The sequence below is a fragment of the Escherichia sp. KTE172 genome, assembly GCF_000408845.1.
In the GTDB taxonomy this organism is placed as follows: Bacteria; Pseudomonadota; Gammaproteobacteria; order Enterobacterales; family Enterobacteriaceae; genus Escherichia; species Escherichia coli.
In genome coordinates, this window is sequence record NZ_KE137316.1 from 3,127,367 (window position 1) to 3,140,551 (window position 13,185).

The 13,185-nt window shown below is 53.3% G+C and carries 13 protein-coding genes; 10 read left to right on the forward strand and 3 right to left on the reverse strand.

Features of this window, described 5'->3' with window-relative positions; translation table 11 throughout:
* The first annotated feature begins 60 nt into the window (after positions 1-60).
* From tatA to tatD, 4 genes are read left to right on the forward strand one after another with little or no spacing between them, the layout of a single operon-like run.
* Complete coding sequence (tatA, locus tag G434_RS09085; RefSeq protein ID WP_001295260.1) at positions 61-330, forward strand: Sec-independent protein translocase subunit TatA; 270 nt, start codon at positions 61-63, stop codon at positions 328-330.
* 3 nt (positions 331-333) lie between these two features.
* Positions 334-849 (forward strand): Sec-independent protein translocase protein TatB, encoded by a 516-nt coding sequence (gene tatB / locus G434_RS09080; RefSeq protein ID WP_000459594.1) that lies wholly within the window; start codon positions 334-336, stop codon positions 847-849.
* A 2-nt stretch (positions 850-851) separates the two neighbouring features.
* Positions 852-1,628, forward strand: a complete 777-nt coding sequence (gene tatC, locus G434_RS09075) for a Sec-independent protein translocase subunit TatC (RefSeq protein ID WP_000109944.1) — start codon at positions 852-854, stop codon at positions 1,626-1,628.
* 41 nt (positions 1,629-1,669) lie between these two features.
* Positions 1,670-2,452, forward strand: coding sequence for a 3'-5' ssDNA/RNA exonuclease TatD (gene tatD, locus G434_RS09070; protein ID WP_001377145.1), 783 nt, complete (start codon positions 1,670-1,672; stop codon positions 2,450-2,452).
* Here the strand turns inward: tatD and rfaH are convergent.
* Positions 2,449-2,937: a transcription/translation regulatory transformer protein RfaH gene (rfaH, locus tag G434_RS09065; protein WP_001192396.1), complete on the reverse strand. Its 489-nt coding sequence runs from the start codon at positions 2,935-2,937 to the stop codon at positions 2,449-2,451. The two genes, tatD and rfaH, sit on opposite strands and share 4 nt — an antisense overlap.
* A 166-nt stretch (positions 2,938-3,103) precedes the next feature.
* Here rfaH and ubiD point away from each other — a divergent pair, with 166 nt between their 5' ends.
* Complete coding sequence (gene ubiD / locus G434_RS09060; RefSeq protein ID WP_000339790.1) at positions 3,104-4,597, forward strand: 4-hydroxy-3-polyprenylbenzoate decarboxylase; 1,494 nt, start codon at positions 3,104-3,106, stop codon at positions 4,595-4,597.
* Positions 4,598-4,642: 45 nt separating this feature from the next.
* Positions 4,643-5,344 carry an NAD(P)H-flavin reductase gene (gene fre, locus G434_RS09055; RefSeq protein WP_001306785.1) on the forward strand — a complete coding sequence of 234 codons (702 nt, stop codon included), beginning with the start codon at positions 4,643-4,645 and terminating at the stop codon, positions 5,342-5,344.
* Between the two features lie 190 nt (positions 5,345-5,534).
* On the opposite strand, the gene fadA is transcribed toward fre, so the two are convergent.
* Both fadA and fadB read right to left on the reverse strand, forming a co-directional pair.
* The gene (gene fadA, locus G434_RS09050; protein WP_000438702.1) at positions 5,535-6,698 is read right to left on the reverse strand and encodes an acetyl-CoA C-acyltransferase FadA; all 1,164 of its coding nucleotides are present in this window, start codon (positions 6,696-6,698) and stop codon (positions 5,535-5,537) included.
* A 9-nt stretch (positions 6,699-6,707) separates the two neighbouring features.
* On the reverse strand, positions 6,708-8,897 hold the full coding sequence (gene fadB / locus G434_RS09045; protein WP_000965964.1) for a fatty acid oxidation complex subunit alpha FadB: 2,190 nt from the start codon (positions 8,895-8,897) through the stop codon (positions 6,708-6,710).
* A gap of 189 nt (positions 8,898-9,086) precedes the next feature.
* On the opposite strand from fadB, the gene pepQ reads away from it, so the two are divergent.
* From pepQ to hemG, 4 genes are read left to right on the forward strand one after another with little or no spacing between them, the layout of a single operon-like run.
* Positions 9,087-10,418, forward strand: a complete 1,332-nt coding sequence (gene pepQ, locus G434_RS09040; RefSeq protein WP_000444561.1) for a Xaa-Pro dipeptidase — start codon at positions 9,087-9,089, stop codon at positions 10,416-10,418.
* A complete protein-coding gene (locus tag G434_RS09035; protein ID WP_001296979.1) occupies positions 10,418-11,032 on the forward strand; it encodes an IMPACT family protein in 615 nt (204 codons plus the stop codon). Before pepQ ends, G434_RS09035 begins: the two co-directional genes overlap by 1 nt.
* A 38-nt stretch (positions 11,033-11,070) precedes the next feature.
* Positions 11,071-12,522 (forward strand): Trk system potassium transporter TrkH, encoded by a 1,452-nt coding sequence (gene trkH, locus G434_RS09030; protein WP_000545661.1) that lies wholly within the window; start codon positions 11,071-11,073, stop codon positions 12,520-12,522.
* 11 nt (positions 12,523-12,533) lie between these two features.
* On the forward strand, positions 12,534-13,079 hold the full coding sequence (hemG, locus tag G434_RS09025) for a menaquinone-dependent protoporphyrinogen IX dehydrogenase (protein ID WP_000853963.1): 546 nt from the start codon (positions 12,534-12,536) through the stop codon (positions 13,077-13,079).
* Positions 13,080-13,185 lie beyond the last annotated feature (106 nt).

The window sequence follows — 13,185 nt, forward strand, 5'->3', positions numbered from 1 at the left end:
CGGGCCGTGTAACGTATAATGCGGCCTTGTTTAATCATCATCTACCACAGAGGAACATGTATGGGTGGTATCAGTATTTGGCAGTTATTGATTATTGCCGTCATCGTTGTACTGCTTTTTGGCACCAAAAAGCTCGGCTCCATCGGTTCCGATCTTGGTGCGTCGATCAAAGGCTTTAAAAAAGCAATGAGCGATGATGAACCAAAGCAGGATAAAACCAGTCAGGATGCTGATTTTACTGCGAAAACTATCGCCGATAAGCAGGCGGATACGAATCAGGAACAGGCTAAAACAGAAGACGCGAAGCGCCACGATAAAGAGCAGGTGTAATCCGTGTTTGATATCGGTTTTAGCGAACTGCTATTGGTATTCATCATCGGCCTCGTCGTTCTGGGGCCGCAACGACTGCCTGTGGCGGTAAAAACGGTCGCGGGCTGGATTCGCGCGTTGCGTTCACTGGCGACAACGGTGCAGAACGAACTGACCCAGGAGTTAAAACTCCAGGAGTTTCAGGACAGTCTGAAAAAGGTTGAAAAGGCGAGCCTCACTAACCTGACGCCCGAACTGAAAGCGTCGATGGATGAACTACGCCAGGCCGCGGAGTCGATGAAGCGTTCCTACGTTGCAAACGATCCTGAAAAGGCGAGCGATGAAGCGCACACCATCCATAACCCGGTGGTGAAAGACAATGAAGCTGCGCATGAAGGCGTAACGCCTGCCGCTGCACAAACGCAGGCCAGTTCGCCGGAACAGAAGCCAGAAACCACGCCAGAGCCGGTGGTAAAACCTGCTGCGGACGCTGAACCGAAAACCGCTGCACCTTCCCCTTCGTCGAGTGATAAACCGTAAACATGTCTGTAGAAGATACTCAACCGCTTATCACGCATCTGATTGAGCTGCGTAAGCGTCTGCTGAACTGCATTATCGCGGTGATCGTGATATTCCTGTGTCTGGTCTATTTCGCCAATGACATCTATCACCTGGTATCCGCGCCATTGATCAAGCAGTTGCCGCAAGGTTCAACGATGATCGCCACCGACGTGGCCTCACCGTTCTTTACGCCGATCAAGCTGACCTTTATGGTGTCGCTGATTCTGTCAGCGCCGGTGATTCTCTATCAGGTGTGGGCGTTTATCGCCCCAGCGCTGTATAAGCATGAACGTCGCCTGGTGGTGCCGCTGCTGGTTTCCAGCTCTCTGTTGTTTTATATCGGCATGGCGTTCGCCTACTTTGTGGTCTTTCCGCTGGCATTTGGCTTCCTTGCCAATACCGCGCCGGAAGGGGTACAGGTATCCACCGACATCGCCAGCTATTTAAGCTTCGTTATGGCGCTGTTTATGGCGTTTGGTGTCTCCTTTGAAGTGCCGGTGGCAATAGTGCTGCTGTGCTGGATGGGGATTACCTCGCCAGAAGACTTACGCAAAAAACGCCCGTATGTGCTGGTTGGTGCATTCGTTGTCGGGATGCTGCTGACACCGCCGGATGTCTTCTCGCAAACGCTGTTGGCGATCCCGATGTACTGCCTGTTTGAAATCGGTGTCTTCTTCTCACGCTTTTACGTTGGTAAGGGTCGAAACCGAGAAGAAGAAAACGACGCTGAAGCAGAAAGCGAAAAAACTAAAGAATAAACTCAACCGCCCGTCAGGGCGGTTGTCATATGGAGTTCAGGATGTTTGATATCGGCGTTAATTTGACCAGTTCGCAATTTGCGAAAGACCGTGATGATGTTGTAGCGCGCGCTTTTGACGCGGGAGTTAATGGGCTACTCATCACCGGCACTAACCTGCGTGAAAGCCAGCAGGCGCAAAAGCTGGCGCGTCAGTATTCGTCCTGTTGGTCAACGGCGGGCGTACATCCTCACGACAGCAGCCAGTGGCAAGCTGCGACTGAAGAAGCGATTATTGAGCTGGCCGCGCAGCCAGAAGTGGTGGCGATTGGTGAATGTGGCCTCGACTTTAACCGCAACTTTTCGACGCCGGAAGAGCAGGAACGCGCTTTTGTTGCCCAGCTACGCATTGCCGCAGAATTAAACATGCCGGTATTTATGCACTGTCGCGATGCCCACGAGCGGTTTATGACATTGCTGGAGCCGTGGCTGGATAAAGTGCCTGGTGCGGTTCTTCATTGCTTTACCGGCACACGCGAAGAGATGCAGGCGTGCGTGGCGCATGGAATTTATATCGGCATTACCGGTTGGGTTTGCGATGAACGACGCGGACTGGAGCTGCGGGAACTGTTGCCGTTGATTCCGGCGGAGAAATTGCTGATCGAAACTGATGCGCCGTATCTGCTCCCGCGCGATCTCACGCCGAAACCATCATCCCGGCGCAACGAGCCAGCCCATCTGGCCCATATTTTGCAACGTATTGCGCACTGGCGTGGAGAAGATGCCGCATGGCTGGCTGCCACCACGGATGCCAATGTCAAAACACTGTTTGGGATTGCGTTTTAGAGTTTGCGGAACTCGGTGTTCTTCACACTGTGCTTAATCTCTTTATTGATAAGATTAAGTAACAGCATGGAGCGAGCCTCGCCGTCGGGTTCGGTGAAAATGGCCTGAAAACCTTCGAACGCGCCTTCGGTAATAATCACCTTATCACCCGGATAAGGGGTTGCCGGATCGACAATGTCTTTCGGTTTATATACCGATAGCTGATGAATCACCGCCGATGGGACTATCGCTGGCGATGCGCCAAAGCGCACGAAGTGGCTGACACCGCGGGTCGCGTTGATAGTCGTGGTATGAATCACTTCTGGATCAAATTCCACAAACAGGTAGTTGGGGAACAATGGCTCACTGACTGCAGTACGTTTGCCACGCACGATTTTTTCCAGGGTGATCATCGGTGCCAGGCAATTCACAGCCTGTCTTTCGAGGTGTTCCTGGGCACGTTGAAGTTGCCCGCGCTTGCAGTACAGTAAATACCAGGATTGCATAATGACTCTTATCCGTTTAATCGGGGCGCAAGGATAGCAAAAGCTTTACGCTAAGTTAATTATATTCCCCAGTTTGCGTTATACCGTCAGAGTTCACGCTAATTTAACAAATTTACAGCATCGCAAAGATGAACGCCGTATAATGGGCGCAGATTAAGAGGCTACAATGGACGCCATGAAATATAACGATTTACGCGACTTCTTGACGCTGCTTGAACAGCAGGGTGAGCTAAAACGTATCACGCTCCCGGTGGATCCGCATTTGGAAATCACTGAAATTGCTGACCGTACTTTGCGTGCCGGTGGGCCTGCGCTGTTGTTCGAAAACCCTAAAGGCTACTCGATGCCGGTGCTGTGCAACCTGTTCGGTACGCCAAAGCGCGTGGCGATGGGCATGGGGCAGGAAGATGTTTCTGCGCTGCGTGAAGTCGGTAAATTATTAGCCTTTCTCAAGGAACCTGAACCGCCAAAAGGTTTTCGCGACCTGTTTGATAAACTGCCGCAGTTTAAGCAGGTATTGAACATGCCGACAAAGCGACTGCGTGGTGCGCCCTGCCAACAAAAAATCGTCTCTGGCGATGACGTCGATCTCAATCGCATTCCCATTATGACCTGCTGGCCGGAAGACGCCGCGCCGCTGATTACCTGGGGGTTGACCGTGACGCGTGGCCCGCATAAAGAGCGGCAGAATCTGGGTATTTATCGTCAACAGCTAATTGGTAAAAACAAACTGATTATGCGCTGGTTGTCGCATCGCGGCGGCGCGCTGGATTTCCAGGAGTGGTGTGCGGCGCATCCGGGCGAACGTTTCCCGGTTTCTGTGGCGCTGGGTGCTGATCCCGCCACAATTCTCGGTGCAGTCACCCCCGTTCCAGATACGCTTTCAGAGTATGCGTTTGCCGGATTGCTGCGCGGCACCAAGACCGAAGTGGTGAAGTGTATCTCCAATGACCTTGAAGTGCCCGCCAGTGCGGAGATTGTGCTGGAAGGGTATATCGAACAAGGCGAAACTGCGCCGGAAGGGCCGTATGGCGACCACACCGGTTACTATAACGAAGTCGATAGTTTCCCGGTATTTACTGTGACGCATATTACCCAGCGTGAAGATGCGATTTATCATTCCACCTATACCGGGCGTCCGCCGGATGAACCTGCGGTACTGGGCGTGGCGTTGAACGAAGTGTTTGTGCCGATTCTGCAAAAACAGTTCCCGGAAATTGTCGATTTTTACCTGCCGCCGGAAGGCTGCTCTTATCGCCTGGCGGTAGTGACGATCAAAAAACAGTACGCCGGACACGCGAAGCGCGTCATGATGGGCGTCTGGTCGTTCTTACGCCAGTTTATGTACACTAAATTTGTGATCGTTTGCGATGATGACGTCAACGCACGCGACTGGAACGATGTGATTTGGGCGATTACTACCCGTATGGACCCGGCGCGGGATACTGTTCTGGTAGAAAATACGCCTATTGATTATCTGGATTTTGCCTCGCCTGTGTCCGGGCTGGGTTCAAAAATGGGGCTGGATGCCACGAATAAATGGCCAGGGGAAACCCAGCGTGAATGGGGACGTCCCATCAAAAAAGATCCGGATGTTGTCGCGCATATTGACGCCATCTGGGATGAACTGGCTATTTTTAACAACGGTAAAAGCGCCTGATGCGCGTTTGTTTTGCCCTATTTATCGATCCGACAGAGAAAGCGCATGACAACCTTAAGCTGTAAAGTGACCTCGGTAGAAGCTATCACGGATACCGTATACCGTGTCCGAATCGTACCAGACGCGGCCTTTTCTTTTCGTGCTGGTCAGTATTTGATGGTAGTGATGGATGAGCGTGACAAACGTCCGTTCTCAATGGCTTCGACGCCGGATGAAAAAGGGTTTATCGAGCTGCATATTGGCGCTTCTGAAATCAACCTTTACGCGAAAGCAGTCATGGACCGCATCCTCAAAGATCATCAAATCGTGGTCGATATTCCCCACGGAGAAGCGTGGCTGCGCGATGATGAAGAACGTCCAATGATTCTCATCGCGGGCGGCACCGGGTTCTCTTATGCGCGCTCGATTTTGCTGACGGCGCTGGCGCGTAACCCAAACCGTGATATCACCATTTACTGGGGCGGGCGTGAAGAGCAGCATCTTTATGATCTCTCCGAGCTTGAGGCGCTTTCGCTTAAGCATCCTGGTCTGCAAGTGGTGCCGGTGGTTGAACAACCGGAAGCGGGCTGGCGTGGGCGTACTGGCACTGTGTTAACGGCGGTATTGCAGGATCACGGTACGCTGGCAGAGCATGATATCTATATTGCCGGACGTTTTGAGATGGCGAAAATTGCCCGTGACCTGTTTTGCAGTGAGCGTAATGCGCGGGAAGATCGCCTGTTTGGCGATGCGTTTGCATTTATCTGAGATATAAAAAACCCGCCCCTGACAGGCGGGAAGAACGGCAACTAAAACTTTATTCAGTGGCATTTAGATCTATGTCGCATCCGGCAATTGGTGCACGATGCCTGATGCGACGCTGGCGCGTCTTATCAGGCCTACATTGGTGCCGGATCGGTAGACCGGATAAGGCGTTCACGCCGCATTCGGTAAGTGGTTAAATCCGCTCAAACACCGTCGCAATACCCTGACCCAGACCGATACACATCGTCGCCAGACCAAACTGGGCATCTTTGCGCTCCATCAGATTCAGCAGCGTGGTGCTGATACGCGCACCGGAACAACCCAGCGGATGACCCAGCGCGATCGCGCCACCGTTGAGGTTGATCTTCTCGTCAATCTGCTCAATCAGTCCCAGATCTTTAATACATGGCAGGATCTGCGCGGCAAAGGCTTCATTCATTTCAAACACGCCGATATCACTGACAGAAAGCCCCGCTTTTTTCAGTGCCAGCTTCGAGGCCGGAACCGGGCCGTAACCCATAATCGATGGGTCACAACCAACGACCGCCATCGAACGCACGCGGGCGCGCGGCTTAAGACCTAATTCATGGGCGCGGCTTTCACTCATCACCAGCATGGCAGCTGCGCCATCGGAAAGCGCAGAAGATGTACCCGCCGTTACCGTACCGCTGACGGGATCAAACGCCGGACGCAGCGTGGCGAGGGCTTCCACGGTGGTTTCCGGGCGAATCACTTCGTCGTAATTAAACTGCTTCAGGACGCCGTCGGCATCGTGACCACCGGTCGGGATAATTTCATTTTTAAATGCACCCGACTGCGTGGCAGCCCAGGCGCGGGCGTGTGACCGCGCGGCAAAGGCATCCTGCATTTCACGGCTGATACCGTGCATACGCGCCAGCATTTCTGCCGTTAAGCCCATCATGCCCGCCGCTTTGGCGACATTACGGCTAAGGCCGGGGTGAAAATCGACGCCGTGACTCATTGGCACATGGCCCATATGCTCCACGCCGCCAACCAGACATGCCTGCGCATCGCCGGTCATGATCATTCGTGCTGCGTCATGCAGTGCCTGCATGGATGAACCACACAAGCGATTGACAGTAACCGCCGGGACAGAGTGCGGCACTTCTGCCAACAGCGCCGCGTTACGGGCGATATTAAAACCTTGCTCCAGCGTCTGCTGTACACAGCCCCAGTAAATATCGTCGAGGGCAGCAGCTTCCAGCGCCGGGTTACGCGCCAGCAGGCTACGCATTAAATGAGCGGAGAGATCTTCCGCACGCACGTGACGAAAAGCACCGCCCTTCGAACGGCCCATCGGGGTGCGAATTGCATCGACAATGACAACCTGTTCCATTGTGACTCCTTAAGCCGTTTTCAGGTCGCCAACCGGACGGGCTGGCTCAACCGGGGGATAGTACGGTTCGTTATGACGCGCTTTATTACGCAGACCTTCCGGCACTTCGTACAGTGGGCCGAGGTGCTGATATTGCTGTGCCATATCGAGGTATTTTGCGCTACCGAGGGTGTCCAGCCAGCGGAACGCGCCACCGTGGAACGGAGGGAAACCCAGGCCGTAGACCAGCGCCATATCCGCTTCTGCCGGAGTGGCGATAATGCCTTCTTCCAGACAGCGCACCACTTCGTTGACCATCGGGATCATCATGCGGGCGATAATCTCTTCTTCGCTGAAATCGCGCTTCGGCTGGCTCACTTCTGCCAGCAGGTCGTCAACAGCGGCGTCTTCTTCTTTCTTCGGCTTACCTTTGCTGTCTTCTTTATAACGCCAGAAACCGAGGCCGTTCTTCTGACCAAAGCGGTTGGCATCAAACAGCGCGTCGATGGCATCGCGATAATCTTTCTGCATCCGCTGCGGGAAGCCTGCTGCCATGACAGCCTGGGCATGATGCGCGGTGTCAATGCCCACAACGTCCAGCAGATATGCCGGACCCATCGGCCAGCCAAACTGTTTTTCCATCACTTTGTCGATCTTGCGGAAATCCGCGCCGTCGCGCAGCAACTGGCTGAATCCGGCGAAGTAGGGGAACAGTACACGGTTAACGAAGAAGCCGGGGCAGTCGTTGACCACAATCGGCGTCTTTCCCATCTTGCTCGCCCATGCGACGACTTTCGCGATGGTTTCGTCGGAGCTTTTCTCGCCGCGAATAATTTCTACCAACGGCATCCGGTGCACCGGGTTAAAGAAGTGCATCCCGCAGAAGTTTTCCGGGCGTTCCAGCGCGTTGGCCAGTTCGCTGATAGGAATGGTTGAAGTGTTAGACGCCAGCACGGTATCCGGGCGTACTTTTTGTTCGGTTTCTGCCAGTACGGCTTTTTTCACTTTCGGGTTTTCGACAACCGCTTCTACCACAATATCCACGCGGTCAAACCCGGCGTAGTCGAGCGTTGGGTGGATTGTAGAGATCACGCCAGCCAGTTTCAGACCATCGATCTTGCCGCGCTCAAGCTGCTTGTTCAGCAGTTTCGCGGCTTCGGTCATGCCGAGGGTTAACGACTTGTCGTTGATATCTTTCATGACAACCGGCACGCCTTTCCACGCAGACTGGTAAGCGATGCCGCCGCCCATAATGCCTGCGCCCAGCACAGCGGCCTGTTTTGGGGTTTCAACGTCTTTGGTGAGTTTCTTCGCTTTGCCTTTTACATATTGATCGTTAAGGAAAATGCCGACCAGTGCGCGAGCTTCGTTGGTATGCGCCAGCGGGACAAAACTTTTGTTTTCCAGATTTAAGGCTTCTTCACGACCAAAACGGGCCGCCGCTTCAATGGTTTTTACTGCGGTGATGGGGGCCGGATAATGTTTCCCCGCCGTTTGTGCGACCATCCCTTTAGCGATGGTGAAACTCATGGTGGCTTCAATCTTGCTCAGTTTTAGCGGTTCCAGCTTCGGCTGACGTTTCGCTTTCCAGTCGAGGTCGCCGTTAATGGCCTGGCGTAAAATCGCCATCGCCCCTTCAACCAGTTTTTCTGCTTTGACTACACCATCCACCAGACCGATTTTCAGCGCCTGATCCGCGCCGACATCTTTACCGGCGGCAATGATTTCCAGCGCACTGTCAGCGCCCAGCATACGTGGCATACGTACAGAACCGCCAAAGCCCGGCATGATGCCCAGTTTGGTTTCCGGCAGACCGATGCGCAGATCCGGCGTCGCCAGACGATAATCGGTCGCCAGCACGCATTCGCAGCCACCGCCCAGCGCATAGCCGTTGACGGCAGCAATGGTCGGCACCGGCAGATCTTCCAGGCGATTAAACACGCTATTGGCAAAGTGCAGCCACTGACTTAACTGTTCTTCAGGAACGAGGAACAGAGACAAAAATTCGGTGATATCAGCACCGACGATAAAGGCTGCTTTGTTCGAACGCAGCAGCAGCCCTTTTAGATCTGATTGCTGTTCCAGCACGCCGATGGCCTCGCCGAGGCTGGCGACGGTGGCAGTGTCGAGTTTATTAACTGAACCTGGGGCATCAAATACCAGTTCGGCAATGCCATCTTCCAGCCAGTCAAGGTACAGGGTGTCGCCTTTGTAAAGCATGTCAGTCTCCTGAATCCGCAAGGTGATCTGGTCGTACCAGATGCATCGAAGTGTGTATTTTGTGTTAAAAATATGCAAATAAAATATTAAAGAAATGCCGATCTGATCACGCTCGGCAGAAATCACGCTCTGGATGAACGATGTGCTAAGATGCGGAGACTTAAGGTCAAAAAAACAGAAGGGTAAAAAATGGAATCACTGGCCTCACTCTATAAAAATCATATAGCTACCTTACAAGAACGGACTCGCGATGCGCTGGCGCGCTTCAAGCTGGATGCGTTACTTATTCACTCCGGCGAACTGTTCAACGTTTTTCTCGACGATCATCCCTATCCGTTTAAAGTGAATCCGCAATTCAAAGCGTGGGTGCCGGTAACTCAGGTGCCAAACTGCTGGCTGTTGGTGGATGGCGTGAACAAGCCGAAACTGTGGTTTTATCTGCCGGTTGATTACTGGCACAACGTCGAACCGCTGCCGACCTCCTTCTGGACTGAAGATGTAGAAGTGATCGCGCTGCCGAAAGCCGATGGCATTGGTAGCCTGCTGCCTGCTGCGCGCGGGAATATCGGTTATATCGGTCCGGTGCCGGAGCGTGCGCTGCAACTGGGTATTGAGGCCAGCAATATCAACCCGAAAGGGGTGATCGACTACCTGCATTACTACCGCTCCTTCAAAACCGAGTACGAACTGGCCTGTATGCGTGAAGCGCAGAAAATGGCGGTCAACGGTCATCGCGCGGCAGAAGAAGCGTTCCGTTCTGGCATGAGCGAGTTCGATATCAATATTGCCTATCTGACCGCGACCGGTCATCGTGATACCGACGTACCTTACAGCAACATTGTGGCGCTTAACGAACACGCTGCGGTGTTGCATTACACCAAACTGGACCACCAGGCACCGGAAGAGATGCGCAGCTTCCTGCTGGATGCCGGGGCCGAATATAACGGCTATGCGGCTGACCTGACCCGTACCTGGTCGGCAAAAAGCGATAACGACTACGCACAGCTGGTGAAAGACGTAAATGATGAACAACTGGCGCTGATCGCCACCATGAAAGCAGGCGTCAGCTATGTGGATTACCACATCCAGTTCCATCAGCGCATCGCCAAATTGCTGCGTAAACATCAAATCATCACCGATATGAGTGAAGAAGCGATGGTCGAAAACGATCTCACCGGACCGTTTATGCCGCACGGTATCGGTCATCCGCTGGGCCTGCAGGTGCATGACGTAGCTGGCTTTATGCAAGATGATAGCGGTACGCACCTCGCGGCACCGGCAAAATATCCGTACCTGCGCTGCACCCGTATTCTCCAGCCGGGCATGGTGTTAACCATCGAACCGGGTATTTACTTCATTGAATCGCTGCTGGCACCGTGGCGTGAAGGGCAGTTCAGCAAGCACTTCAACTGGCAGAAAATTGAAGCACTGAAACCGTTCGGCGGCATTCGTATCGAAGACAACGTGGTGATCCACGAAAACAACGTGGAAAACATGACCCGGGATCTGAAACTGGCGTGATGGAAAGCTGGTTAATTCCTGCGGCACCAGTCACGGTCGTTGAAGAGATCAAAAAGAGCCGCTTCATAACGATGTTGGCGCATACCGATGGCGTTGAGGCGGCGAAAGCGTTTGTTGAATCGGTGCGGGCAGAACACCCCGATGCCCGCCACCATTGCGTGGCGTGGGTGGCGGGTGCGCCGGATGATTCTCAACAGCTCGGTTTCTCTGACGACGGGGAACCGGCGGGAACGGCCGGTAAACCGATGCTCGCCCAACTAATGGGCAGCGGCGTCGGGGAAATTACCGCTGTGGTGGTGCGCTACTACGGCGGCATATTGCTTGGTACCGGTGGGTTAGTGAAAGCGTATGGCGGCGGCGTGAATCAGGCGCTGCGCCAGCTAACGACCCAACGCAAGACGCCATTAACCGAATATACTTTGCAATGTGAATATAGTCAGTTAACCGGCATTGAAGCGTTGCTGGGGCAGTGTGACGGCAAAATTATCAACAGTGATTATCAGGCATTCGTTCTGCTGCGGGTGGCGCTTCCGGCGGCGAAAGTGGCTGAATTTTCCGCAAAGCTGGCGGATTTTAGCCGTGGTTCATTGCAATTGTTAGCGATTGAAGAATAATCCCCACTTCGTTTTGCAGAACTAAGGAAGCGGCAGAGATGCATTTTCGCGCCATTACCCGAATCGTTGGACTACTGGTCATCTTATTTTCAGGGACCATGATTATCCCTGGGCTGGTAGCACTCATCTACCGGGATGGAGCGGGCCGCGCTTTTACCCAGACCTTTTTTGTCGCCCTCGCCATTGGCTCTATACTGTGGTGGCCGAACCGCAAAGAGAAGGGCGAACTGAAATCCCGTGAGGGGTTTCTGATAGTGGTGCTGTTCTGGACCGTGCTGGGTAGCGTCGGTGCGCTCCCTTTTATCTTCTCGGAAAGCCCGAACCTCACGATTACCGATGCGTTTTTTGAATCTTTCTCTGGCCTGACCACCACGGGGGCCACTACGCTGGTGGGGCTGGATTCGCTCCCTCACGCCATCCTCTTTTATCGCCAGATGCTGCAATGGTTTGGCGGGATGGGGATCATCGTGTTGGCGGTTGCGATACTGCCTATCCTCGGCGTGGGTGGGATGCAGCTCTATCGCGCAGAAATGCCCGGCCCACTGAAAGATAACAAAATGCGCCCGCGAATTGCGGAAACGGCGAAAACCCTGTGGTTGATTTATGTCTTGCTGACCGTCGCCTGTGCGCTGGCGTTGTGGTTTGCCGGAATGGATGCCTTTGATGCCATCGGCCATAGCTTTGCGACTATCGCTATTGGCGGCTTCTCGACACATGATGCCAGTATCGGTTATTTCGACAGCCCGACTATTAACACTATCATTGCTATCTTCCTGCTGATCTCCGGCTGTAACTACGGTCTGCACTTTTCACTGTTAAGTGGGCGTAGTCTGAAGGTTTATTGGCGCGATCCGGAATTTCGCATGTTTATCGGCGTACAGTTTACGCTGGTGGTTATTTGTACACTCGTACTGTGGTTTCATAATGTCTACAGTTCGGCGCTGATGACAATTAACCAGGCGTTTTTCCAGGTGGTATCGATGGCGACAACCGCCGGGTTTACGACTGACAGCATTGCCCGCTGGCCGCTCTTTTTGCCGGTACTGCTTTTATGTTCAGCTTTTATCGGCGGTTGCGCCGGGTCAACGGGCGGTGGCCTGAAAGTGATCCGCATCCTGCTGCTGTTTAAGCAGGGGAACCGTGAGCTGAAACGACTGGTGCATCCGAACGCCGTCTATAGCATTAAGCTGGGGAATCGCGCACTGCCGGAACGTATCCTCGAAGCCGTTTGGGGATTTTTCTCCGCCTATGCATTGGTGTTTATTGTCAGTATGCTGGCGATTATCGCCACGGGCGTGGATGACTTTTCTGCCTTTGCCTCGGTTGTTGCGACATTGAATAACCTGGGGCCAGGGCTTGGCGTGGTTGCTGATAACTTTACCAGTATGAACCCGGTGGCTAAATGGATCCTGATTGCCAACATGCTGTTTGGTCGTCTCGAGGTCTTTACATTGCTGGTGCTCTTTACCCCGACTTTCTGGCGTGAATGATGGAGTAATACGTGAAAACATTAATTCTTTTCTCAACAAGGGACGGACAAACGCGCGAGATTGCCTCCTACCTGGCTTCGGAACTGAAAGAACTGGGGATCCAGGCGGATGTCGCCAATGTGCACCGCATTGAAGAACCACAGTGGGAAAACTACGACCGTGTGGTCATTGGTGCTTCTATTCGCTATGGTCACTACCACTCTGCGTTCCAGGAGTTTGTCAAAAAGCATGCGACGCGACTGAATTCGATGCCGAGCGCCTTTTACTCCGTAAACCTGGTGGCGCGTAAACCTGAGAAGCGTACTCCACAGACCAACAGCTACGCGCGGAAGTTTCTGATGAGTTCACAATGGCGTCCCGATCGCTGCGCGGTCATTGCCGGGGCGCTGCGTTACCCACGTTATCGCTGGTACGACCGTTTTATGATCAAGCTAATTATGAAGATGTCAGGCGGTGAAACGGATACGCGCAAAGAAGTTGTCTATACCGATTGGGAGCAGGTGGCGAATTTCGCCCGAGAAATCGCCCATTTAACCGACAAACCGACGCTGAAATAAGCATAAAGAATAAAAAATGCGCGGTCAGAAAATTATTTTAAATTTCCTCTTGTCAGGCCGGAATAACTCCCTATAATGCGCCACCACTGACACGGAACAACGGCAA

Excerpts from the sequence above, each read along its gene's own strand:
- tatA (WP_001295260.1), top strand. The coding sequence starts at position 61 with ATGGGTGGTATCAGTATTTGGCAGTTATTGATTATTGCCGTCATCGTT.
- tatC (WP_000109944.1), top strand. The coding sequence starts at position 852 with ATGTCTGTAGAAGATACTCAACCGCTTATCACGCATCTGATTGAGCTG.
- tatD (WP_001377145.1), top strand. The coding sequence starts at position 1,670 with ATGTTTGATATCGGCGTTAATTTGACCAGTTCGCAATTTGCGAAAGAC.
- rfaH (WP_001192396.1), bottom strand. The coding sequence starts at position 2,937 with ATGCAATCCTGGTATTTACTGTACTGCAAGCGCGGGCAACTTCAACGT.
- ubiD (WP_000339790.1), top strand. The coding sequence starts at position 3,104 with ATGGACGCCATGAAATATAACGATTTACGCGACTTCTTGACGCTGCTT.
- fre (WP_001306785.1), top strand. The coding sequence starts at position 4,643 with ATGACAACCTTAAGCTGTAAAGTGACCTCGGTAGAAGCTATCACGGAT.
- fadA (WP_000438702.1), bottom strand. The coding sequence starts at position 6,698 with ATGGAACAGGTTGTCATTGTCGATGCAATTCGCACCCCGATGGGCCGT.
- fadB (WP_000965964.1), bottom strand. The coding sequence starts at position 8,897 with ATGCTTTACAAAGGCGACACCCTGTACCTTGACTGGCTGGAAGATGGC.
- pepQ (WP_000444561.1), top strand. The coding sequence starts at position 9,087 with ATGGAATCACTGGCCTCACTCTATAAAAATCATATAGCTACCTTACAA.
- G434_RS09035 (WP_001296979.1), top strand. The coding sequence starts at position 10,418 with ATGGAAAGCTGGTTAATTCCTGCGGCACCAGTCACGGTCGTTGAAGAG.
- trkH (WP_000545661.1), top strand. The coding sequence starts at position 11,071 with ATGCATTTTCGCGCCATTACCCGAATCGTTGGACTACTGGTCATCTTA.